The following is a 22,684-nucleotide window of genomic DNA, read 5'->3' as shown; positions in this document are numbered from 1 at the left end:
TTCTTAGATATTCATTCCATTTTACCAAAAATTAGTCAAAAAATCACTTGAAAATTGACTTGTTTTTATGGAGAAAATCTTTTAAAATTGATATACACACATATTCGGAGGTGCTTATGGTTCGTTTGAAAAATATTTTACTTATTTTGCTTGGTGCAGGGCTATTTGCCTTTGGGCTAAATTATTTAATCATGCCCAATCGTCTATTCGAGGGTGGCGCAACGGGATTGACGCTGATTATTTACTACCTTCTTCATATTCAACCTTGGATAATGAACATTGTGATTAATATTCCATTGTTCATCCTCGGGTGGAAAATACTCGGAAAGAAGACTCTCTATCTCAGTATCTTAGGAACCTTTAGCGTTACCTTTTGGTTGGCCATTTTTGAAAAAATCCATTTTTCAATCAATCTACAACAAGATTTGATACTCGTTAGTATCCTTGGTGGGATTCTTATGGGACTAGGTTTAGGAACCATCTTCCGTGCTGGCGGAACGACTGGGGGAAGCGATATTATTGCTCGTATAGGTCATAAATTCCTACCTTACTCCATTGGACAAATCATTCTTGCAGTTGACATCCTCATCCTAACTCTGATTGTTATTGTTTTTAAAGACCTCCGAACAGTTCTATATACTTTAATGATGGTTGCTATTGCTTCCAAGGTTATTGACTTTGTCACGGAGGGCGGATATGGTAGCAAGGGTGTTATGATTGTTTCTCAAAAATCTGACCAATTGGCTCAGGCTATTGATTGTGAAATCGAGCGTGGTGTCACCTTTATCAAAGCACAAGGTTTCTACAGCAAAGCCGATGTCAACATGATTTACTCGGTCATATACAAGAGCCAACTCCAAGAGATGAAGGAGCTTATTCATCGCATTGACCCCCACGCATTTATCACCATTACAGACGCACATGAAGTACTCGGTGAGGGATTTACTTTAGATCGAGATAAAAAACCAATAGAACGCCATTAAACAAACCTGCAGTTTCGCTGAACTGCAGGTTTTATATTATTGATTGGTTTCAAGTGGTTGCTCTGCCTCAGACTGTGCTTCTTTGCCTTGCTCCAGCAAAGCAGCAATGATTTTTTGATCGCGTAGCTTAACAGAATCATTGATGGTTTCAGCCGAACGGATAATAGCCGCTTCCAGCTCACGACGTTTCTGACGCCCTTCATCTATAGCTGCAATAATGCCATTATTTTGGGCAACCAAACTTTCTGCCAATTTGGTAACAGATGCTACTGAAAGGGTCGGATTCTGAGCTGTGCGTTCCATCATCGGGATGGCTTCTTTTGATGTATCCGCAAGCATTTGAAGGGCAGCATTATTAGCATTGACAATCGCATCTGCCGTCTGGCTAGACTTGATAGATTGTTGTAAGATGCCCAACTGTGCAATAGACAATTTCATTGTTGGAATAGTATTGCGACGTAACATCCCAAGGCGCTGTTTCATATCCGAAGAAACCTTGACCAGATTACGCATCTGCGGTGTCGTTGTCCACGCGACATACAAGCGACTCATATACTCAGAATGTTGTTGTTCGAGGATATTAGCAACCTCTGTTACACGTGCTAACTTCTCAGAAGCTACTTGATAATCGACTGTAGTTGGTACTAAAGTTGCGAGGTTTTCTTGTGCCAATTTTGCACGCTCTGCAGCTTCCTGACCAGTCGCTTCAATAAAGGCGATGACCCCCACCAAATTCTCGATAGACTTGGTATTATTTTCAATCAAAAGCTCCGCAGAAACAATATTGCGCGCCAACACCTCTTCCTGCTTGACCACACTGGCTGCCATGCTATCCATTTTCTTTTCAATGGTCTGTGAATCGAAATAAAATTCCTGCAAATCATTTTTGGTCTGCTTGAACAGGCGTTGGAAGAAACCTGGTTTCTTTTCTAATTCAGCAGTTGTGGAAATGTCCTTATACTTAGCCACAAAACCATTCAATTCACGGTTGGTATTGGCCAAAAGCTCATCCACCTGTGGAATTTCAATCTTCTTCTGTTCTGACAAAATATGATTGACCGTGGCATTGACTTCTTCTACCGCTTCCTTACCAAAATCCAAGAGGGCATTTTGATTAGCTAAGAAATTATCCACCAATTGGGGAGCCTTGGCACGAATACCTGTTTGTTGTTCCGGTGTCAACTGTGCCAAGAAAGACACTTTTGAATTATCTTCAGTCGGAGTCGCTTGAATAAGCTCTGTTGTCTTATCTTTGGTTGATAAACTATTATTAGCAATCTGATCAATATCGAAATTAAATCCTGACATCTTCTCTATTCCTCTTCTCTTTTCATCATACGCAGACTGACTTCAAAATCTTTCATATCCGCTTCGTTAAATTGTTTGATGGTATCATCCAAATCCTTATCAAACATTTCCATGGCTGATTTTGCCTGCACCAACCGTTCTTCTGCGTTGAAATAATCTTTCGGTGATTTTTTGATTTTCAAATACCCCTGTAAAATATCGTTAAACCGATTCATATTGGCCTCATGGATAGCTGTCAATTCTTCCCGCTTATCTGTCGCCTTTTCCAGCTTTTCAAGAATAACAAGATTGTCTCTTTGAATATTACAATAGGTTTCTAGAATTTCAGGAGCTAAATCCGCTATCATGCCTTGTTCATCCATCACAGCATTACCACCAGTAGAAACCTGTGTGTCAGTATTTTTTTCTGTTTTAGCTTCTGGCAGTTTTAAATGATATTTTAGTTGCAAGGTATCTACAACTTCTTTACTTTCATATCCATCCAGATATTTTCCAACTTTTTGATAGAGCTGATCTAATTCAAATAATTGTCCTAACAGTCTGTTTCGCAACTGTAACACAACCTTATCCTTACCCTTTTCCACCAAGAGCTCTTGATGCTTTTCATAGCCCGAACGAATAGATAGCGTTAATGCCTGCAAGCGTTTTATAGAATCTCCATTCAAAAAACGCTGGATAGCCTCTCTCTTGTAAAAATAGCCAATTAAGAGCCCAATGGGCAATAAGATATACCAGAAACTCATGACAAAACCGATTGCCAATAAAACAAGGAGGGCCACAAGTCCTGAATTATTTTTACCATATTTCTTATACTTTTTATATTTGTACCCCATAGAGCCTCCTCATACGTGATATACTTTATTATATCACATTCCCCTAAAATACTAGAATGATAGCTAAAGAAAAAAACCGAGAAATCTCGGTTTTTAAATGTTTTTAGCAACAGTCGGAACCAAGCTATCCACTTGGATACCTGCACCCTCGAAAAGAGTTCGAACTTCTTCAACATCAACTTTTCCGTCAATCTGCACTTCGATGACAACTTTTCCAGACTTGGTAGCAAGTTGCACAGTAGATACAATATTATAATCCTTATCTGCCACCAATCGAATAATTTTTTCTAACTCCCCTGCCTTATTTTCAACAAGGAACCGAGCGCGTACTCCTTCTTCTCCATAACCCGAGACATGAAGAAAAGCTGCAAAAATATCACGATCAGTAATAACTCCATAGAGTTGACCATTATCCACGACTGGTAAGATACCGACCTTGTTTTTGTACATGAGATAAGCAGCATCTTCAAGACTAGCATAACCTGAGACTGTGATAACATTATTAATCATCACATCCTTGACCTTAGTCTTATTCAAAAGGTAGTTCATCTCGTAAATAGATAGGCTAGTTGCCTTCGATGGACTAGCTTCTGCGATCGTTCCCTCAGTGACCAAACCAACCAACTTATCATTTTCAATAACAGGTAGACGGTGCAAATCCTGTTCACGCATAATATCTGCAGCGTGTGCAATGGTTGTATCTGGTGAAATGTAAACAACTTTACGGGTCATAAAATCTTTAACTGACATAGGACTTCCTCCTTTGGTAAATCATACTTTATTATACCACAAATCCGAAAACGATTTTAATATTTTGTGAAAAGAAATGAAAATCAATTCTTATCCAATACCTTGAAAGGAATGTGGGAATAATCTCTGTGCGTTTTTAAAAATTCCAAGGCTTCTTTTTTTACCTGTACGAGATTGACACCTTGGGCATTGGCTCCATAGACACAGCCACAATAGCACTGGCGATAAATGTCATACTCTTCACACATTTGAACTGAACGCTGATAGCCTCCATTTTTCTTAAAGTCACTCGGAAGATACTGGGTATCGTATAATTTCTGCACCTCAATCCCAACAGCATTGATGGTCTGCGAATTCTTATGTGGACTGATTGTCAAAGCCGAACCAAAATAGTCAAAACCAAGCTCAACTGCCTTCTCCGCAGTCTTATCCAACCGATAATCATAGCAAACCTTACACCGATCTCCACCCTCTGGCTCATTGGCAAGATGCTGAGTTTTTTTGAAAAATTCCTGAGGGCTATAGTCAGCTTCTAGGTAGCCTACCGACTGTCCAGTTTTCTGATTAAATTCTTTGACAAACTGGGCCGTCACGGCTGCCCGCCGCTGGTATTCCGCCTTTGGATGAATATTGGAATTCGCAAAATAGATGGTTACATCTGCATATTGAGTCAAGTACTCCAATGTATAGGTCGAGCATGGGGCACAACAGACATGCATGAGAATGTTCGGTCGAAGCCCAGCTTCCTGCCACGTGCTTGCCATTTTTTGAAACACTTTATCATAGTTAACCTTTTGATTCGGTGATAGAGTCGATAAAATCTCTTCAACTTTAATCATACAAACCTCCAAATATACATTCATTATACTATATTTGAAGACCACTGCATAGATAGCAATAACATGAGAGAACACTCCCCATTTCCACCTAAAAAGGTACCCCGGACCTTGATATAAAGAAAAACGCCTGCCGGCGTTTCCTATTTCCAACCTAAAACAACCCGTCAAGGTGGGGACAAACCAGCAACATGCATTGCTGGTTTTCCTATCTCCCGATTAAAACAGCCTATCCGAATATAAAAAAACTGCCTGCCGGCAGTTCTCATTTTCAACTTAAAACGTGGGGTAACCCACTTATAAAGAGGCTGGGCAAAAAGACCAACCTCGCTTCTCAGGGTTCGTGTCAACATCTCAGCGCAGTGGTTGATTGGCAGATTTGTTCGTGTTTTACACTCCAAATCTGACCATTACGACTGATGCGAACAGAGTTCGCTTCATTTCCAACCTCCAACAGTCACTACTCTGACTGTTGGAGCTATGCGGGGGTGGGAGTGAAACAGTCAGAGTAGTGACTGTTTCAGCTCAACAACTAGAAATAAAGACTTGTTGACGAACTCTTTTTTTGACCAGTCGAGTTCTTTCCCGCTCCCATTTCCAACTTAAAAAGGTCCCCCAGACCTTGATATAAAGAAAAACGCCTCCCGGCGTTTCTCATCTCCAACTTAAAACGTGGGGTAACCCACTTATAAAGAAAACCGCTTACCAGCGGTTCTCATTTCCAACTTAAAACGTGGGGTAACCCACGTTTTAACCACCCAGATATGCTTTTTTGACTTCTTCTGAGGCGAGGAGTTCTTTTCCTGTTCCTGAGAGGACAACTTTTCCTGTTTCTAGAACATAGCCACGATCTGCGATAGCAAGGGCTTTGTTGGCATTTTGCTCAATCAAGAGTACGGTTGTTCCTTGTTTTTGGATATCTTGGATAATATCAAAAATTTCTTGAATGAAGATTGGCGCCAAGCCCATTGATGGTTCATCAAGGAGCAGGAGCTTTGGTTGGCTCATTAGGGCACGTCCCATTGCCAACATCTGTTGCTCCCCACCTGAAAGGGTAGCTGCATCCTGGTTTTTACGTTCTTCCAAACGTGGAAAACGAGCAAATATTTTTTTCAAGTTTGCTTGGTTTTCTTCACGATTGTTACGAAGGAAGGCACCCATTTCCAAGTTCTCCATAACCGTCAAGCCTGCAAAGACATGACGACCTTCTGGAACTTGTGACAAACCGTCCGCAACGATTTTACGAGCAGGAACTTTTTGAATCTCATTTCCAAGGAAAGAGATCGTTCCAGCTGATGGACGAACAAGTCCTGAAATAGTACGAAGGATAGAGGTTTTACCAGCACCATTAGCGCCGATAAGTGTTACAACTTCACCTTCATTAACCTCAAAGCTAACATCTTTAACAGCTTCGATAACACCGTAGTTAACGGAAAGATTTTTTACTTCTAACATTGCCATTAAGCTTCACCTCCAAGGTAGGCTTCAATTACACGCTTGTTATTACGAATTTCTTCTGGTGTACCATGGGCAATCAAACGACCGTACTCCAATACGTATATCCGCTCCGTTACTTCCATAACCAAGCTCATATCGTGTTCGATCAAGATGATAGTAATGCCAAATTCTTCTTTGATTTTACGGATGAGTTGGGTCAATTCTGCCGTTTCTTGTGGGTTCATACCAGCCGCTGGCTCATCCAAGAAAAGAATTTTGGGTTCAGTCGCAAGGGCACGAACGATTTCCAAACGTCGTTGTTGACCGTAAGGAAGGTTTTTAGCTAATGTATCTGCATCTCCATCCAAATAGAAGATTTTCAAAAGTTCAATCGCTTTTGTTTTCAACGCTTCTTCATTCTTATAGAATGCTGGAAGACGGAAGAAACTTGCAAATACTTCTGATTTACCATGGTTGCCAAGACCAATCAAAACATTTTCCAAAACGGTCATATTTTTGAACAAACGAATGTTCTGGAAAGTACGACCTAGACCAAGCGAAGCAATTTTTGATGGTGCTTTACCGTTCAAAATAGTCCCTGCAAGAGAAATTGTCCCCTCGCTTGGCTCATAAACACCTGTTAAGAGGTTGAAAAGAGTCGTTTTACCAGCACCATTTGGACCGATAAGACCAACCAATTCTCCTTCATGAAGTTCCATGGTCACGTCACCAACGGCAGTCAGGCCACCGAAGTTCTTGGTTAAATCTTTTACTTCAAGTAATGCCATTACTTAACCTCCTTCTTCTTGAGTAGAGCTGCTACGCTGAATTCCTTCGTTCCCAAAAGACCTCCAGGACGGAAAATCATCAAGAGAATAAGAGCTAATGAATAGATAATCATTGAAATATCAGAGTAACTCTTGAGGAATACGTTCAAAATACCAAGTACAATGGCTGCTACAAAGGTACCTGTGATAGAGCCCAAACCACCCAATACGATGATAATCAAAACGTTAACGGAGGTCATAAAGGCAAAGTCTTTCGGAACAATTGTCCCAACGTATCCTGCATGGAGACCACCTGCAATGGCTGCCGTCATAGCACCAAATACAAAGGCTGAAACTTTAACAAATGTTGGATTGACACCTACAGATTCTGCCGCAATTTCATCCTCACGAACAGAAATTGTAGCACGTCCCATTGGACTACATAGGAAGTTAACTGTCACCAAGGTTGTGATGATTACAAAAATATAAACTAAAGGCCAGCTTGTAAAGAGTGGAATAGACATAATACCTGCTGCACCATTCGTTACACTACCACCATTGATAATTAAAATACGAATAATCTCTGCAACACCAAGGGTCGCAATGGCAAGGTAGTCTCCTTTCAAACGCAATGTTGGAAGACCTACTAAGAGGGCTACACCACCAGCAACCAACATACCAACAAGCAAGGCAATAGCAAAACCACCATAAGATGGCATCATTTTCCCAAGAATACCTACTGCATAAGCACCAATAGCCATAAAACCAGCATGACCAAGTGAAAATTGACCTGAGAAACCAACAATCAAGTTTAAACCAACTGCCAAGATAATTTGAATACCGATTTGTTGTACAATTTGAACATAGTAAAAATTTAAAATACCAGCTGAAACAAGTCCCTGAATGATTCCAAAGCCAGCTAATAAGATTGCCAACCAAATTGCATTGACTTTTAAATTTTGCTTCATGGTTACACCTTCTCTTTCACATTTTTACCAAGAATACCACTTGGACGAACAAGGAGGATGATGATCAATACAGCATAAACAATCGCATCACGGAAAGTATCCAAACCGACTACATATGTAAATGTCTCAATAATACCGATAACAAATCCACCAAGCGCAGCACCTGGAATAATACCGATACCGCCCAATACTGCCGCAACAAAGGCTTTCAGACCTGGCGTCATCCCCATCAAAGGCTCTATCTGGTTATAGTAGAGACCTAGGAGAACACCCGCTGCCCCCGCAAGAGCTGAACCAAGAGCAAAAGTAAAGCTGATTGTACGGTTTACATTGATCCCCATTAGCTGAGCTGCATCGCTATCTACAGAGACCGCACGCATGGCTTTTCCCATTTTTGTACGTTTGACAATTAATTGAAGAGCGACCATCAACACAAGCGATACACCAAGAATAATCAACTGGATATTGGTAACAGAAACTGGACCAAGGTTAAAAGTCACAGCTTCGATTGCTTGTGGAAAGGCTTTTACGTCTGCTGTAAAGAATTTGACCATAGTGTATTCCAAGAAGAAGGATACACCGATAGCCGTAATCAAAGCTGCTATACGCGTTGAATTACGCAAAGGACGATAGGCTAAAAACTCTATAACGACACCGAGAATAGCCGTCCCTACCATCGCTAGAATGAGAGCAACAAAGAAACGCGTTCCACCATCTGCAATAAAAGTTAAATTATTTAATAGGAAGTACCCCATAAAAGCACCCATCATATACAAATCACCATGGGCGAAGTTAATGAGTTTGATAATTCCGTACACCATGGTATAACCAAGGGCCAAAAGGGCATAAACAGAACCAAGAATCAAACCATTGACAAGTTGTTGAAGCATAGGTTCACCAATCTTTCTAAATATTTTTCGAGCTCAATAGCATTGTTACATTATACAAAATTTTCTGAAAATAAGCAAGTTACTTGATATTTTTTAATAATTCCTAAACATTTTCAAACTTGGGAAAAACGCAGAGAAGGCTGGATAAACCAGCCCCCTCGATTATTCTGAAATTGATACAGTATCAACTGAAGATTGCTTACCGTCTGTCAAACCTACTACATAAACTGATTTAACAACATTGTGCTCTTTGTCAACAGACATTGTACCAGTCACACCTTCAAAGTCTTTCAGAGCTGCAAGATTAGCCTTCACTGCTGCTGAATCAGCTGTACCTTTTGCTGCTTCTGCTGCCATGTAAACTGAGTCGTAAGCTAGAGCTGAGAACATTGATGGCTCTTCATTGTATTCTTTCTTATATGCATCATAGAATGCTTTGGCTTTTTCACTTGCTGATGTTACAAATGCAGAAAGGTAGTAAACATTTGATGCTGCTGATGCAGTTGCCAATTCAGTAAATTGTGGTGAGTCAAAACCATCTGAACCAAGAATTGGTTGATTCAAGCCAAGTCCACGAGCTTGCTTCACAATTGTACCTGTTTCATTGTAGTAACCAGGCATGATGATAGCATCAAATTCCTTATCTTTCAATTTTGTCAAAGCAGCTTGGAAATCTTTATCGCCAGAAGCAAATGTGATTTCTGAAACGATTTCTCCTGTGTATGCTTTCTTGAACGCCTCTGCTACACCCTTACCATAATCAGAAGAGTTGTCAAAGTAAAGAACAACTTTCTTAGCTGACAAGTTCTCAGTAGCGTATTTAGCCATAATTTGACCTTGATACCCATCTGTAAAGGTTGTACGGAAGAAATATTCTTGGACCTCACCTTTATCGTTCACAACCAAGTTTGTTTGAGTTCCTGAAGGAGTAATCATAGGAACACCAGCAGATGTCAATGCTGGAATAGAGGCTGCTGAAGCTCCTGATGTAGCTGGGCCAATCACAACGTTTGCCCCTTCACTTGCCAAGCTTGTTGCAACAGTAGCTGCCTCTGCTGTTTCAGACTTGTTGTCTTTTGTGATCACTTCGATTTTTTTACCGTCAATACCACCCGCAGCATTGATTTCTTTCACGGCAAGGTTGGCGCCTTTTTCCTCTGTTTGACCATAAGATGAGACAGCACCTGACAACTCCAAGTTGTAGCCGATTTTAAATGTATCACCTACAGAAGAACCTGCGGCTGAAGTATTGGTTGTCGAAACATTACCACATGCAGCGAGTAGAGCTGCAGAGGCAAATGTAGCAAGCGCTACTGCAAATTTTCTTGTTTTCATGAAAACTCCTTAAATCTTTCTTAAATTTTACGATGTATCCAATATACTGAATTATCTGAAAATTGTCAACAAAAAAAGAAAAAATTTTAAAAATAAAAAATTAGCAGGAGATACATACCTGCTAATTCCGACTATCCTACGACTGATGGTTCTTCATCTCTCCATAGATTACCTACAAAGTTTTGGTCTAATTCCTTAATGTATGAAGGAACCACTTTTTTTACAAAACGTTCCTTTTTCAATTTTAATATGGTAGCTTCTACTAGTTCTTGATCCATATACACCAAAACATATCGCAAGCGTTTGGAATGGTAAACAATATCTCCATATTGGCTGAGTTTACGTGCATCACGATTGTAGTGTAAATAGACAGTTAAGCAAGTACGATTTTTCTTCTCAAACATGTCTTCTCCTCTAAAAATTCTCTTTCTATATTATACCGTTTTCAATGATAAATGAAAAGCTCCAACTACCTGTAAAAGAGTTGGAGCTAATAGGAATAGTCAGTGTTATTACATATTTGTCACTGCTTATTTGACTTTCGTATTGTCCATAATTTGGTCAATAAATCCGTAAGCTAGCGTTTCTTCTGCTGTCATCCAGTAATCGCGTTCTGCATCCTTATGGATTTGTTTCACTGTTTTTCCTGAATTGTCAGCCAAGATTTTTTCCAATTTGTTACGAGTTTTGAGCAAGTGTTCTGCTGCAATGGCCATATCCGTTTGCTGTGTACCGCCACCTGTTCCACCCATTGGTTGGTGAATCATGTATTCTGCATTTGGCAACATGAAACGTTTGCCTTTGGCACCACTTGAAGCGATAATTGTACCCATGCTGGCAGCTGTCCCCATGACGATTGTTTGTACATCAGCCTTGATAAAATTCATAGTATCTACAATAGCTAGACCAGCTGATACAGATCCACCAGGTGTATTTACATAAAGGTAAATATCTTTGGTTGGGTCTTGGGCATCAAGGAAAAGCAACTGGGCAATGATTGAATTTGCCATATTATCCTCAACTGGTCCTGTCAACATGATAATACGATCTTTCAATAGGCGTGAATAAATATCATAAGAACGTTCACCACGGCTAGTTTGTTCAATAACTACTGGAATCATACGAATCCTCCTTTATTTCAATAACAAGTATGAACCCATTATATAGAATTAGTCAAAATTGGTCAAATAAAAAACACGATTTCTGGAAATCAAAAAGAAACCAGCAAAGCTGATTTCTCAAAGACATTATTTTGTACCGAACAAACGATCCCCAGCATCACCGAGACCTGGAACAATGTAGCCTTTTTCATTGAGTTTTTCATCCAAAGCTGCCGTGTAGATATCAATATCTGGATGAGCTTCTTGAAGAGCTTTGACTCCTTCTGGAGCTGAAACTAGGGCAACAAATTTGATATTTGAAGCGCCACGTTTTTTCAAGGAATCAACAGCCAAGATTGCTGAACCACCTGTGGCAAGCATTGGGTCTACTACAAAAATATGGCGTTGGTCGATATCTTCTGGTAATTTCACAAGATACTCAACGGGTTGAAGGGTTTCTTCATCGCGGTACATACCGATGTGACCAACTTTAGCTGCTGGTACCAAGCTTAGCAAACCATCAACCATACCAACACCTGCACGAAGAATTGGTACGATAGCTAATTTTTTACCTGCAATTTGTTTCTGAACTGTTTTAGTGATTGGCGTTTCAATCTCCACATCTTCAAGTGGCAAGTCACGCAAAACTTCGTAACCCATCAGCATCGCGATTTCATTAACCAACTCACGAAAATCCTTTGTTGAAGTAGATGTACGACGAAGGATAGACAACTTATGCTGAATGAGTGGGTGTGAAATGACTTGGAATTTACCCATGATGATAAAACCTCTCTTTTTTGTTTTTTCTATTTTACCAAAAATTCATGAAAAAGCATGGGAAAAGAAAAACTGAGTAACTTATTTTTTAAAAACTATCGCCTCGAAAGGTCTCAGAACATTCTCATCCAAATTGACACCATTTTCGTAATTATGCATAAACATGGAATACCCTTCACTTGATACATCGAAGGCTTGCTCATCACTTGTGAAATTTACCAGAATGATGAAATCATCCTGTTCATCATATTTACGGTAGGCCATTACTAAGTTGTTCCCTGTCTCAATCACTTCATATTTTCCTTCAGACATACACGGATACTCTTTCCGAAGAGCAATTAATTTTTGATAGGTATAAAAAAGTGATTGTTTGTCTGCAAGTGCTTTTTCAACGTTGATGTCTTTGACAGTATCTCCCAAAGCCAGCCAGGCTTGACCTGTACTGAAGCCGGCTCCTTTTGCTCCTGTCCATTGTATTGGACGACGAGCATTATCACGACCTTTGGCATTTATAGAAGTAATCAATTCCTCCTTGGTGAAGCCATTTTCAATCCGTTCCGCATACATGCGACGTGTTTCAATATCGTCCGCTTGGCTAATATCAGTAATTGGTGTGTTAATCATACCAATTTCCTCACCTTGGTAGATATAAGGTGTCCCTGACATAAAATGAAGATAGATAGCCAACATTTTACCACTTAGCTCACGAAATGCAGGTCGATCATCACCGAAGCGAGAAATGGCACGAGGTAAATCGTGGTTATTCCAGAAAAGTGAATTCCAGCCTTTACCAACCAGTTCAGTCTGCCATTTGGATAGAACATGATGTAAACGAGCTGGGTCAAGCGGTGCCAAATCCCACTTTTCTTTCCCTTCCTGCTGATCAAGTCCGACATGTTCAAATTGGAAAATCATCGAAAATTCTTTTCGGTCAGGATGCGAATATAACTGAGCATTTTCTGGATTGGCACTCCAGGTTTCCCCAACAGTCACTAAGTCGTATGCACCAAAGGTTTTCTCATTTAATTCCTGAATAAGTGGATGGAGAGTCGGTCCATCGGCTGTAATTAATTTTTCTGGTTCTTTTCCAATCAAATCAATTACATCTAGCCTGAAACCGCCGACACCTTTTTCAATCCAAAAATTGATCATATCCCAGATTTCTTGTTTCAGAGCAGGATTTTTCCAGTTCAGATCTGGTTGCTTAACAGAGAATTGGTGGAGATAGTATTTGTTCAGATGTGGAACGTATTCCCAAGCAGAGCCTGAAAAGGTCGAGCGTAATTCATTCGGCTCATCAGCCCAAACATAATAATCATAATAGGGATTATCTGGTCCTTTGAGGGCTTCTTGAAACCAGAAATGTTCATCCGAGGTATGATTGAGCACCAAATCCATGATAATTTTAATATTGCGTTTATGGCCTTCTGCAATCAGCTCTTCCATATCTTCCATGGTCCCAAATTCTGGAGCAATTCCTTGGTAGTCACTGATATCGTAACCATTGTCATCCATGGGGGACTGATAAACAGGACTGAGCCAAATAGCATCAATTCCAAGCTCATGGAGATAATCTAATCGGCTGATAATCCCTCGAATATCCCCTACTCCATCTCCATTTGAATCTTGAAAACTACGAGGATAAATTTGGTAAATGACGGACTTCTTCCACCAATCTGTTTTTTGTATTTCTGGCATTTGATTAATCCTTTCTGTGCAATCTTATTTACGCAAGAAAAAGAGGAATCCCCCTCTTTCTATATAATTATATTATAACTCAATTGTGGTAATTTTGCCCTCTTCTATTTCAACAATCTCAAAGGATTTTTCTTTTAGATTCGCTGTTAGGCGGGCAGTTACCCCTGCATCTTGATTATTCCAGAAAATTTCCATACTTGTTTCATCCAACATCTTAACAGAGAACTCTCCGTCGAAAGCTGGACTTGTATTGCGGAATTTAAGGAGTTTGAACAAGGATTGTACCACAGGACGTTGTACTTCCTGCTCAATTTCTTCTAAATCATAGTAATGGCGATTGATATTGCGGCCTTCCTTGCTTGATTCCAAAAGTTCAATATCATTTTCACCTGCAAGTAAACCAACATAGTAAATCTGTGGGATACCTGGTGCAAAACATTGAAGAACACGCGCTAATAGGTAAGCTTGATCGTTATTGCCAAGGGCAGAATAATAAGTACAGTTAATCTGATAAATATCCAAATTATTGTAGGCTTCTGTACTATAAATTTTCTTGACATTGGCACCTTGTGCATACAAGGCTTCACGTGTCTCCTCTGTCTCTTCATCCGTCAGCAAATCCTTAACATCCACAACACCGATTCCATCATGTGTATCAAGAGTTGTAAATTGCTTGCGAGGGCAAATCTCCATCCAGTGCACCAGGCGATTGACATGACCAGAATACAAAGCGTGGAGAACCAGCATTGGCAAGGCAAAATCATAAACATAATAATCTTGCTCGGCAATTTTCTGCTGAATGGTATAGTGTTCATGAATTTCTGGTAAGATTTCTACATCTTTTGGCGCCAATAACTGACGTGGAAAATGTAGCATTTCCCAAATATCAGGCTCCACAAAGAAACAATTGGTTCCTATTTTTTTATTGGCATAAGCAAAGGCGTCCAAACGAATGATCGAAGCACCATGCTCTGCCAACTGTTCCAAATTTTCTTGGATGAAACGACGGGTTGTCTCCGTTGTCACATCTAAATCAATCTGCTGCTCATCAAAGGTACACCATACCTTCTCCTCGCTACCATCAGCAAATGTTGCAATACGATATGGCGCACGAGGTTTACGCTTATAGATCAAATCAACATCTTCTTGCGTTGGCTCACCATTTGGCCAAAAGTTTTTATAGCGAATGAACAAATCCGCATAAGCTGATTCATCTTTCTTTTCAAGAAAATCAAGGAAATACGGTGACTTGGCTGAAATATGATTGATCATAAAATCGAACATCAGATAGTAGTCCTTACTCAATGCTTCAATATCTGACCAATCTCCAAATGCAGGGTCTACCTTTGTATAATCCATTGGTGCAAACCCACGGTCACCTGATGATGGGAAGAATGGTAGAATGTGAATACCTCCCACAACATCCTTTAATGGTCCCTCAAGAACTTTTTTCAAATCCTTGAGATTCTTGCCTAAACTATCAGAATAGGTAATCAACATAGCTTGGTTTTTAATTTTCATCGACATTCTCCTTTGTAAGCCTTTTCTTTTTTATTTTTTAGAAAAGGTTGAACAAGTCAACCTTTGTAATTATTTGACAGAACCACTTGTCATACCTGAAATAATATGTTTTTGGAAGATGAGGTAGACAAGTAGGATTGGGATAATTCCCACAACATATGAAGCAAATGATGGTCCATAATCACTGAAATACATGCCTTGGTAATTGTATTGGAAAAGAGGTAACGTCCACATGCTTTGATCACGATTCAAAACCAAGAGCGGTAAGAGAAAATCATTCCAGACCCAGAGGGCATTGATAATCAAAACGGTTGCGTGCATGGGTTTCATGAGCGGGAAAATGATTTTCCAGTACATAGTAAATTTATCACAGCCATCAATAGCTGCAGCCTCATCCATTTCTTCAGGAACAATGGTCTTAATATAACCGACGTAGAGGAAGAGGGCCTGAGGAACTGCATAGGTCAAATATAGAATAATCAAACCGACAATATTGTTCAAACCAAGGCTTGACATTAATTTGGTCATTGGGAGCATAATCACTTGGAAAGGTACAAAAATCCCAATAATCAAGAAAAAGTAGATAAAGTTAAACACTGTCTGGCGTTTCATTTGACGGGCTACTGCGAAAGCTGCCATTGGAATAACAAGTAGAATCAAGCCAACAGCTACAATTGTAATCAAGGCAGAATTGCCAAAATATTGTACAATCCCATCATTAAACAGGCGTTCGTAGTTATTTAAGGTGAAATTTTCAGGAAGACCAAAGAAGTTGCTCGTGATTTCCTTGGTTGGTTTGAATGAACTTATAATCGTCACAAGTAGCGGAATAAACATGAAGAGAATACCGCTGAAGAGCACGAGATAGACCCACCAATTTTTCTGTTTTTGAGTATTCATGTCTGTCCTCCTAAATTTCAAATTTCTTCGAAATTCTCATCTGAATCAATGAGATGACAATAATGAAGATGAAGAGTACTACAGCCAAAGCATTGGCATAAGAGAATTTGTTGTCTACAAAGGCATAGTTGTAAACGAGTAAACCCAAGGATTCTGTTTTGCCGTCTGGGCCACCACTTGTCAGTGCAAAGATAAGGTCAAATGCTGTCAAACCTGACTTCATTGCCAAGATAAAAACCATACTGATAGATGGTAATAAGAATGGAAGTTCAATATTGAAGAATTGTTGAGAGCGTGTTGCACCATCGATTGCAGCTGCTTCTTTCACATCTTCTGGAATACTTTGTAAACCAGACAAGAAGATGATGACTGGCATAGCCAACCCTTGCCAGAGAGCAACAAAGAGTACGGCTGGAATTACAGTATTTTCTTGTACCAATAAGTTTTCCATCAACCAATCGATATGAAGGATTTCTCCAATCTGTGTAAAACCATAGTTGAACAATTGAACAAAAATCAAGCCTAAAGTGACTGTGGATAGCACTGCTGGGAAGAAATACCATGTTCTAAAGAAACCAACCGCCTTAATCTTACGATTGAGGAGACTAGCCAACCAAATCCCTATAACAATTTCTCCGATGACCAAACCAATGGTGAAGATAATGGTAAAAGTCATAGACGTATAAAAATCAGGATTCTTCAAGATATCTAGATAGTTTTGAACGCCAATCAAGCTGAAATCTGATGTCAATCCATTCCAATCCGTCAGACTATAATAGATTCCCGTTAATAAGGGATAGAAGAAAAAGATTAACTGTAGACCAATTGGTATGGCAACAAATAGATAGGGCCAATATTTGGCAATAAAACCTTTTTGATTCATCATGATACTCCTTTTTTCTATAATGTATAGTTGCTTAGGGACAGTTTGAATGGAGTGGTTAGGGGGGATTCAAACTGACCCTAAGCAACTATAAAGAAGAGCTAGGCTGTTCTAGCCCTCCTTATAGTTTTCTTGAATTATTTTTTCATCGGATCAAAGAATGCATTCAGTTTTTTCACTAATTCTGCTGAGTTTGGATTTTTAACCATTTCAACAGTGATATTCCAGAACTCATCTTCTGATTCCCATTCAGATTGCAACCAAACTACGTGTTTGTCAGTGAAGGCATATTGTGTCACTCCAGCAGTTTCTTCAAACTTACCTTCTGTATCTACACCTTCAACTGAAGTTGGTGAGCCATCTACATCATAGTATTTCTGGATAACTTCTGGACGAGAAAGGTATTCTAGGAATTTTTTAGACTCTTCTGGGTGCTCTGTATCTGCTGAAATAGATAGAGCAAGGTCAGCTGCACCGATGGTATAGTCGCCACCTTCTTTATCGCCAGGGAAGGTAAACATACCATATTCAAATTCTGGTTCTTGTTGGTTTACAGCTGTAGCTGCCCATGTACCTTGTGGAAGCATGAGAGCATCACCTGCTGCAAAGGCTGCCACCGCATCTGCATAGAGCGCGCCTGTTGCCCCTTTTTGTCCATTGTCTTTCAACAATTGTAAGCGTTCTAAAACTGCTTTTGTTGTCGCATCATCTTGAATCGCTCCCTTTGCACTACGAATCAGAATATCTTCTGCACCATCAAATCCACCCGCAACAGTTACCCAAGCTAACTGATGGTAGCCGTTCAATGACCAAGCATCGTTCAATGAAAGAGCAAACGGTGCTGCACTGCCATCAGCCTTGATTTTGTCTACCAAAGCCACAAATTCTGCATAGGTAGTTGGAACTTCGAGCCCCAATTCTTTGAACTTATCCTTATTATAGTAAATACCATAGGCATTTGCTGTCAAAGGAAGGGTGTAATTTTTTTCATTAACAAGATATGGCGTTACAGCACCATCTTTTAGATGACTGAGACCTGCATCATCTCCAATTTCTAGGAAACGACCATCCGCTGCGTATGCTTTGAAGTCCGCATTTTGTGGATAAATGTTGATGACATCTGGCGCTTCGTTATTTGCCATACGGGTTTTCAGAACAGTTCCTGCATCTGGTACATTTGAAAATTTAACATCAATCGTAGGATTTTCTTTTTCGAAATCATCAATAATTTCCTGAAGAGTAGCCTGCATTTCAGGTTTTTGTGAGAAATATTCTATTTCTACCTTATCGCTACTACTTGCATTCCCACAAGCAACCAAGAAGCTGGCAAAGGCACAAACTGACGCACATTTTAAAAATGTTTTCATTTTCATATATAAAATCCTCCTAGATTTTGTTAAAAATATATTGTACACTAAAATAATCATTTTGAACATGGGGCATGGTGAGTCCAATGTTCATCAATTCATCCCCGTAGAAAGTTTCCCCTAATTGAGGGCATTCATATAGGGCAGCTGGGTCTAGCCCCTTCAACCGAACATAAAGCAAAGGCGCTTCTGGCTTGGCAAGAATTTTTACAAATGTAAAGACCACTTGATTCTTATCTTGACCAACATAATTGGCAGCCCAGGTATTGCTCGTCTTTTTCAGACGGTAGAGCTGACCGAATTGGATAGTTTCACGAATGGAGTGATAGGTTTCGATTTGCTGACTGATTTCATCCAATTCCTTTTCCGAAAGTTTCGTTAAATCCAGCTCGTAACCAAATGCTCCTCCCATCATTGCCACATTGCCTCGTGTAGCAAGAGGTGTGATCCGACCAACCTGATGGTTCGGAACGGCAGAAACATGTGCACCAATTGAGGAAGGGGGATAAATCAAACTAGTACCTTCTTGAATAGATAAGCGCTCAATCGCATCTGTATCATCACTTGCCCAAGCTTGTGGCATGTAATACATGATTCCCAAATCATTACGACCTCCACCGCCTGCACAGGATTCGAAAAGAATATCCGGGAACCGCTTTGTGAGGTGGTCTAATACACGGTAGAGACCTAGCATGTAACGATGGTGGAACTCAAAGCGCTGGTCATTTGCTAAACCTTCAGGGATATTGGTGATATTACGGTTCATATCCCATTTTACATAAGAAATATTGGCTGATTCTAATATGGAAGAGACGCTATCAATGATGTAGTCACAGACTTCCTGCTTGGTCAAATCCAAAACTAATTGTTCTCGGCTGTAGATTGGTAAGCGTCCTTCTGTGCGAATTGCCCAATCAGGATGCTCACGATAAAGATCGCTATCAATAGAAATCATCTCTGGTTCAAACCACAGTCCAAATTTCATGCCAAGCTCATTTATTCGGTCTGCTAAACCATTCAAACCATTTGGCAACTTATCCAAATTGACTTTCCAATCGCCCAATGAACTTTCATCATTGTTTCGTTTACCAAACCAACCATCATCCAGAACAAACAATTCAATACCAGCTCGACTTGCAACCTGAGCTAACTGTAAAATCTTTTCTTCTGTAAATTCAAAATAGGTTGCTTCCCAGTTGTTGATTAAAATGGGCCTTGGTTTGTTTACAAACGATGATCGAATGAGGTGTTTTGTGATAAAGTGATGACTATTTTGTGTCATACCAGTAAATCCTTTATCAGTGTATGATAAGAGAACTTCTGGAGTTTGAAACCGGTCATCCTTATCCAATTGCCATGAGAAATAGTGACTTTCCAATCCTAGTCCCAATCGACTGGTTTCCATGGCTGTCGTTTCGACAAATGCTGTAAAGTTGCCGCTATAGACAAGGTGGGCTGCATAAACATCGCCCTTGTCCTCACTTGCATCGGGTGAGGCTAGTGCTAAGAAGGGTGTTCTTGAGTGACTTGAAGCACCTCGAATGCTACCAATCGAATACTGACCTTTTGTCAATGGGGTCTGTGTCCACTCTTTTTCATAAGCATAACGTCCTGCCAAGCTGTGAACAATGAAATCTTGATGTGGAAAATCAAGCGTTGCAGACAAGACCTTCTCTAGTTTGCATGGATATTTGCCAGTTTGAATTGTAGCTGACCGTGCGAGATAGGAAGCTTCTTCAAAAACAGAATACTGAAGTGTTACGGTAACATCTGTCAACTGATCGTAAAGATCAATTTCAAGACTCTCTACCTCTTCTTGATTTCCAAAACTTGCTGGTAATCCCCTCAGTTCTTTTTTCCCCTTGTATAATCGATACTCTTTGTATTTTAGGTCAAGAGTGACTCCAAATTCGTTCCGAACATCTAATGCTGAGGTTCTAAAATCTCCCAGACCATTGCTGGAATATTCGAGTGGGAGGACATCCAATGAGTATGTCCTATCCCCAGTAATTGGACTCGGAGAAAACGATCGATCTAAATATGTTATTTTGTTTCCATCGCTAAATTTTTCGATTTTTTTCCCAAAATAACGATGAACCAGATCGCCTGTTTCCAACACTTGGATGATATAAGAGAATTCTCTTGTTTTCAGGTGAAAAATCTGTTTTTCATTATAAATCTCAATCACATTCATCTCTCCCATCTCTTCTTTATGCTATTATTTTACAAAATGAAAACGCTTTATTTAATGGTCTTTTGTATTTAAAACATGTTATAATGTTTCCTAAGGAGGATTGAAATGAATATTCTGAATATCTATAACGAGCTTGATAGTCACAACTTTGACCTAAATGTAGACCATTACGGTGCCGAACAATGTGACAAGGGCTATTCCTTCGGTCCTACTATCCGTGATAATTTTGTCCTGCATTTTATTACAAAAGGAAAAGGGAAAATTCTTGTTGACGGAAAAACAAGCTACCTTGCTGCAGGCGATTTGTTTATTCTTCCAAAGGATGTTTCCATTTTCTATCAAGCTGATGATATAGACCCGTGGACCTATATATGGGTTGGTTTTAGTGGTTCACGAGCAAAAGACCTACTTAATCAAAGTCAACTGCTAGAAAACTACTACCTCCACTCCAATCTAGAGTCACCAATTCTAGGCTACATGCATCAGATTAACCATGTTCAGATGCATCCCATCCCCTCTATCACAGAATTGGTCTTAATTGGCTACCTCAACCAACTCTTAGCAGCACTCATCGAGGAATTTCCCAGTGAAACATTAATTAAGCCTGAAACACAAACCAAGCACTATGTTCAGCAAGCCATCAAGATGATCCATAACCACTATGCCCATCCAATTAAAGTTTCTGAAATAGCAGATTTTCTAGCTTTAAGCCGAAGCTATCTCTATAAAATTTTTAAGCAGGAAACTGGCTATTCTATCAAAGATTATATTTTACAAGTAAAAATGAATCGTTCTTGTCAACTATTAGAAGATGCTTCTCGGAGTATCACTGAAATCGCCTATTCTGTCGGATACCAAGACCCTCTCACCTTCAGTGCGGCCTTCAAAAATTATTTCCATATGAGCCCGACAAAATTTAGAAAAATACAAAAAAATAAGGATTAGGTGATTTTACTCACACCTAGTCCTTATTTCTTTATCCAAAAACCTTACCAAGTCGCTGACAGGCTTCTTCAATGACATCAAATGGAGCTGCTACATTCAGACGCGCATGATGCTTACCTTCCTTACCAAAGGTCAAACCATCATTCAAAATCAACTTCGCTTTACAATGAAGAATATCAAAGAGCTCCGCATGCTCTAATTCATAGGCAGAAAAATCAAGCCAGATGAGGTAGGTTCCCTGGGGCTTCATGACCTTGATCCTTGTATGGGTTGCCAAATACTCCTCAACAAAGTCTATATTTCTCTCCAAAATAACCTTCAACTCCTTCAACCACTCATCTCCATAAGTGAAGGCAGCTTCTGTGGTTAACAAACCAATTGTTGGAACTTCATGCTGATTGTTTGCCAATTGACGCTTGGCAAAAGTCTTACGAATGCTTGGATTTTCAATAATAGCAAAGCTATTTTTCGTTCCAGCAATGTTAAATGTTTTAGTTGCAGATGATAAGACAATTGAAAAATCTTTGAAATTTTCATCCACCGTGTTAAAGGAATAATGCTTGTGACCATACAAGGTCAAATCTTGATGTATTTCATCTGAGACAAGGATAACACCATGTTTCTGACAAAGACGTCCAATAGCCAACACTTCCTCTCTTGTCCAAACTCTACCACCTGGGTTGTGGGGATTACAGAAAATATAGAGTTTCACTTGATTCTCTACAATGTCCTTTTCAAGCTGGTCAAAATCAATCCTAAAAATACCATCCACATCAACTAGTGAATTGGTGACTAGCTGACGATTGTTTAATTTGACAGTCCGCGCAAAGGGTGGATAGACAGGTGTATTAATTAGGACTGCATCCCCTTCTTCTGTCAAAGCTTGAATAGCCACAGATAAAGCAGGAACAACTCCTTCGATGAGCAGGATGGACTCTCTTTCAATCTTGTAGCCATGCTGTCTATCTTCCCAGTCAATAATAGACTGATAGAGGCTGTCACTAGCATAAGGATAACCAAAAATATGATGATCTGCGTAGTCACGGATAACTTGGCGAATTTCTGGTAGAGGCTCAAAGTCCATATCTGCAATCCATAAAGGTAAGAGTTCAGGATCAGCCTCCACTTTTTTCCATTTTTCCGCATGCTGGGATAGACGATTCGGACTATCTATAAAATTATACTGGGTCAT

Annotated in this window: 21 protein-coding genes; 2 read left to right on the top strand and 19 right to left on the bottom strand. The window is 39.8% G+C overall.

Going from position 1 to position 22,684, the window contains the following annotated elements:
- Nucleotides 1–116: 116 nt before the first annotated feature.
- Nucleotides 117–983, top strand: a complete 867-nt coding sequence (locus tag K6969_RS03985) for a YitT family protein (RefSeq protein WP_024377196.1) — start codon at nucleotides 117–119, stop codon at nucleotides 981–983.
- A 36-nt stretch (nucleotides 984–1,019) separates the two neighbouring features.
- Here K6969_RS03985 and K6969_RS03980 read toward each other — a convergent pair whose 3' ends face one another.
- The 18 genes from K6969_RS03980 to K6969_RS03895 form a co-directional block, all read right to left on the bottom strand.
- The gene (locus K6969_RS03980) at nucleotides 1,020–2,291 is read right to left on the bottom strand and encodes a toxic anion resistance protein (RefSeq protein ID WP_044777195.1); all 1,272 of its coding nucleotides are present in this window, start codon (nucleotides 2,289–2,291) and stop codon (nucleotides 1,020–1,022) included.
- A 5-nt stretch (nucleotides 2,292–2,296) separates the two neighbouring features.
- A complete protein-coding gene (locus K6969_RS03975) occupies nucleotides 2,297–3,124 on the bottom strand; it encodes a hypothetical protein (protein ID WP_044777194.1) in 828 nt (275 codons plus the stop codon).
- Between the two features lie 93 nt (nucleotides 3,125–3,217).
- Nucleotides 3,218–3,874 carry a CBS domain-containing protein gene (locus K6969_RS03970; protein ID WP_171942652.1) on the bottom strand — a complete coding sequence of 219 codons (657 nt, stop codon included), beginning with the start codon at nucleotides 3,872–3,874 and terminating at the stop codon, nucleotides 3,218–3,220.
- A gap of 83 nt (nucleotides 3,875–3,957) precedes the next feature.
- Nucleotides 3,958–4,713 carry an epoxyqueuosine reductase QueH gene (locus K6969_RS03965; protein WP_024376798.1) on the bottom strand — a complete coding sequence of 252 codons (756 nt, stop codon included), beginning with the start codon at nucleotides 4,711–4,713 and terminating at the stop codon, nucleotides 3,958–3,960.
- Nucleotides 4,714–5,460: 747 nt separating this feature from the next.
- Entirely contained in the window at nucleotides 5,461–6,171 is a 711-nt protein-coding gene (locus tag K6969_RS03960) for an ABC transporter ATP-binding protein (RefSeq protein WP_002937288.1), read from the bottom strand.
- The gene (locus K6969_RS03955; RefSeq protein WP_029175312.1) at nucleotides 6,171–6,935 is read right to left on the bottom strand and encodes an ABC transporter ATP-binding protein; all 765 of its coding nucleotides are present in this window, start codon (nucleotides 6,933–6,935) and stop codon (nucleotides 6,171–6,173) included. Before K6969_RS03955 ends, K6969_RS03960 begins: the two co-directional genes overlap by 1 nt.
- Complete coding sequence (locus K6969_RS03950) at nucleotides 6,935–7,882, bottom strand: branched-chain amino acid ABC transporter permease (protein ID WP_029175313.1); 948 nt, start codon at nucleotides 7,880–7,882, stop codon at nucleotides 6,935–6,937. Before K6969_RS03950 ends, K6969_RS03955 begins: the two co-directional genes overlap by 1 nt.
- 2 nt (nucleotides 7,883–7,884) lie before the next feature.
- The gene (locus K6969_RS03945; protein ID WP_029173565.1) at nucleotides 7,885–8,772 is read right to left on the bottom strand and encodes a branched-chain amino acid ABC transporter permease; all 888 of its coding nucleotides are present in this window, start codon (nucleotides 8,770–8,772) and stop codon (nucleotides 7,885–7,887) included.
- 162 nt (nucleotides 8,773–8,934) lie between these two features.
- Nucleotides 8,935–10,107, bottom strand: coding sequence for an ABC transporter substrate-binding protein (locus tag K6969_RS03940; RefSeq protein WP_171942651.1), 1,173 nt, complete (start codon nucleotides 10,105–10,107; stop codon nucleotides 8,935–8,937).
- 131 nt (nucleotides 10,108–10,238) lie between these two features.
- Nucleotides 10,239–10,511, bottom strand: a complete 273-nt coding sequence (locus tag K6969_RS03935; protein ID WP_002937299.1) for a YlbG family protein — start codon at nucleotides 10,509–10,511, stop codon at nucleotides 10,239–10,241.
- 126 nt (nucleotides 10,512–10,637) lie between these two features.
- A complete protein-coding gene (locus K6969_RS03930) occupies nucleotides 10,638–11,228 on the bottom strand; it encodes an ATP-dependent Clp protease proteolytic subunit (protein WP_014638366.1) in 591 nt (196 codons plus the stop codon).
- A gap of 126 nt (nucleotides 11,229–11,354) precedes the next feature.
- Nucleotides 11,355–11,984 carry a uracil phosphoribosyltransferase gene (upp, locus tag K6969_RS03925; RefSeq protein WP_002937309.1) on the bottom strand — a complete coding sequence of 210 codons (630 nt, stop codon included), beginning with the start codon at nucleotides 11,982–11,984 and terminating at the stop codon, nucleotides 11,355–11,357.
- 81 nt (nucleotides 11,985–12,065) lie between these two features.
- Complete coding sequence (locus tag K6969_RS03920; protein ID WP_171942650.1) at nucleotides 12,066–13,682, bottom strand: glycoside hydrolase family 13 protein; 1,617 nt, start codon at nucleotides 13,680–13,682, stop codon at nucleotides 12,066–12,068.
- A gap of 72 nt (nucleotides 13,683–13,754) precedes the next feature.
- Nucleotides 13,755–15,203, bottom strand: a complete 1,449-nt coding sequence (gene gtfA / locus K6969_RS03915) for a sucrose phosphorylase (RefSeq protein ID WP_171942649.1) — start codon at nucleotides 15,201–15,203, stop codon at nucleotides 13,755–13,757.
- A 69-nt stretch (nucleotides 15,204–15,272) separates the two neighbouring features.
- The gene (locus K6969_RS03910; RefSeq protein ID WP_002937312.1) at nucleotides 15,273–16,103 is read right to left on the bottom strand and encodes a carbohydrate ABC transporter permease; all 831 of its coding nucleotides are present in this window, start codon (nucleotides 16,101–16,103) and stop codon (nucleotides 15,273–15,275) included.
- Nucleotides 16,104–16,113: 10 nt separating this feature from the next.
- Complete coding sequence (locus tag K6969_RS03905) at nucleotides 16,114–16,986, bottom strand: carbohydrate ABC transporter permease (protein WP_002937313.1); 873 nt, start codon at nucleotides 16,984–16,986, stop codon at nucleotides 16,114–16,116.
- Between the two features lie 137 nt (nucleotides 16,987–17,123).
- Nucleotides 17,124–18,359, bottom strand: coding sequence for an extracellular solute-binding protein (locus K6969_RS03900; protein WP_024395034.1), 1,236 nt, complete (start codon nucleotides 18,357–18,359; stop codon nucleotides 17,124–17,126).
- A gap of 13 nt (nucleotides 18,360–18,372) precedes the next feature.
- Nucleotides 18,373–20,547 (bottom strand): alpha-galactosidase, encoded by a 2,175-nt coding sequence (locus K6969_RS03895; protein ID WP_009910494.1) that lies wholly within the window; start codon nucleotides 20,545–20,547, stop codon nucleotides 18,373–18,375.
- 105 nt (nucleotides 20,548–20,652) lie between these two features.
- On the opposite strand from K6969_RS03895, the gene K6969_RS03890 reads away from it, so the two are divergent.
- Nucleotides 20,653–21,492 (top strand): AraC family transcriptional regulator, encoded by an 840-nt coding sequence (locus K6969_RS03890; protein ID WP_029173563.1) that lies wholly within the window; start codon nucleotides 20,653–20,655, stop codon nucleotides 21,490–21,492.
- 31 nt (nucleotides 21,493–21,523) lie between these two features.
- Here K6969_RS03890 and K6969_RS03885 read toward each other — a convergent pair whose 3' ends face one another.
- Entirely contained in the window at nucleotides 21,524–22,684 is a 1,161-nt protein-coding gene (locus tag K6969_RS03885) for a MalY/PatB family protein (RefSeq protein WP_171942648.1), read from the bottom strand.

The sequence above is a fragment of the Streptococcus suis genome (assembly GCF_019856455.1).
GTDB classification, from domain to species: domain Bacteria; phylum Bacillota; class Bacilli; order Lactobacillales; family Streptococcaceae; genus Streptococcus; species Streptococcus suis_AE.
This window is presented reverse-complemented; position numbering and strand designations above follow the sequence as displayed.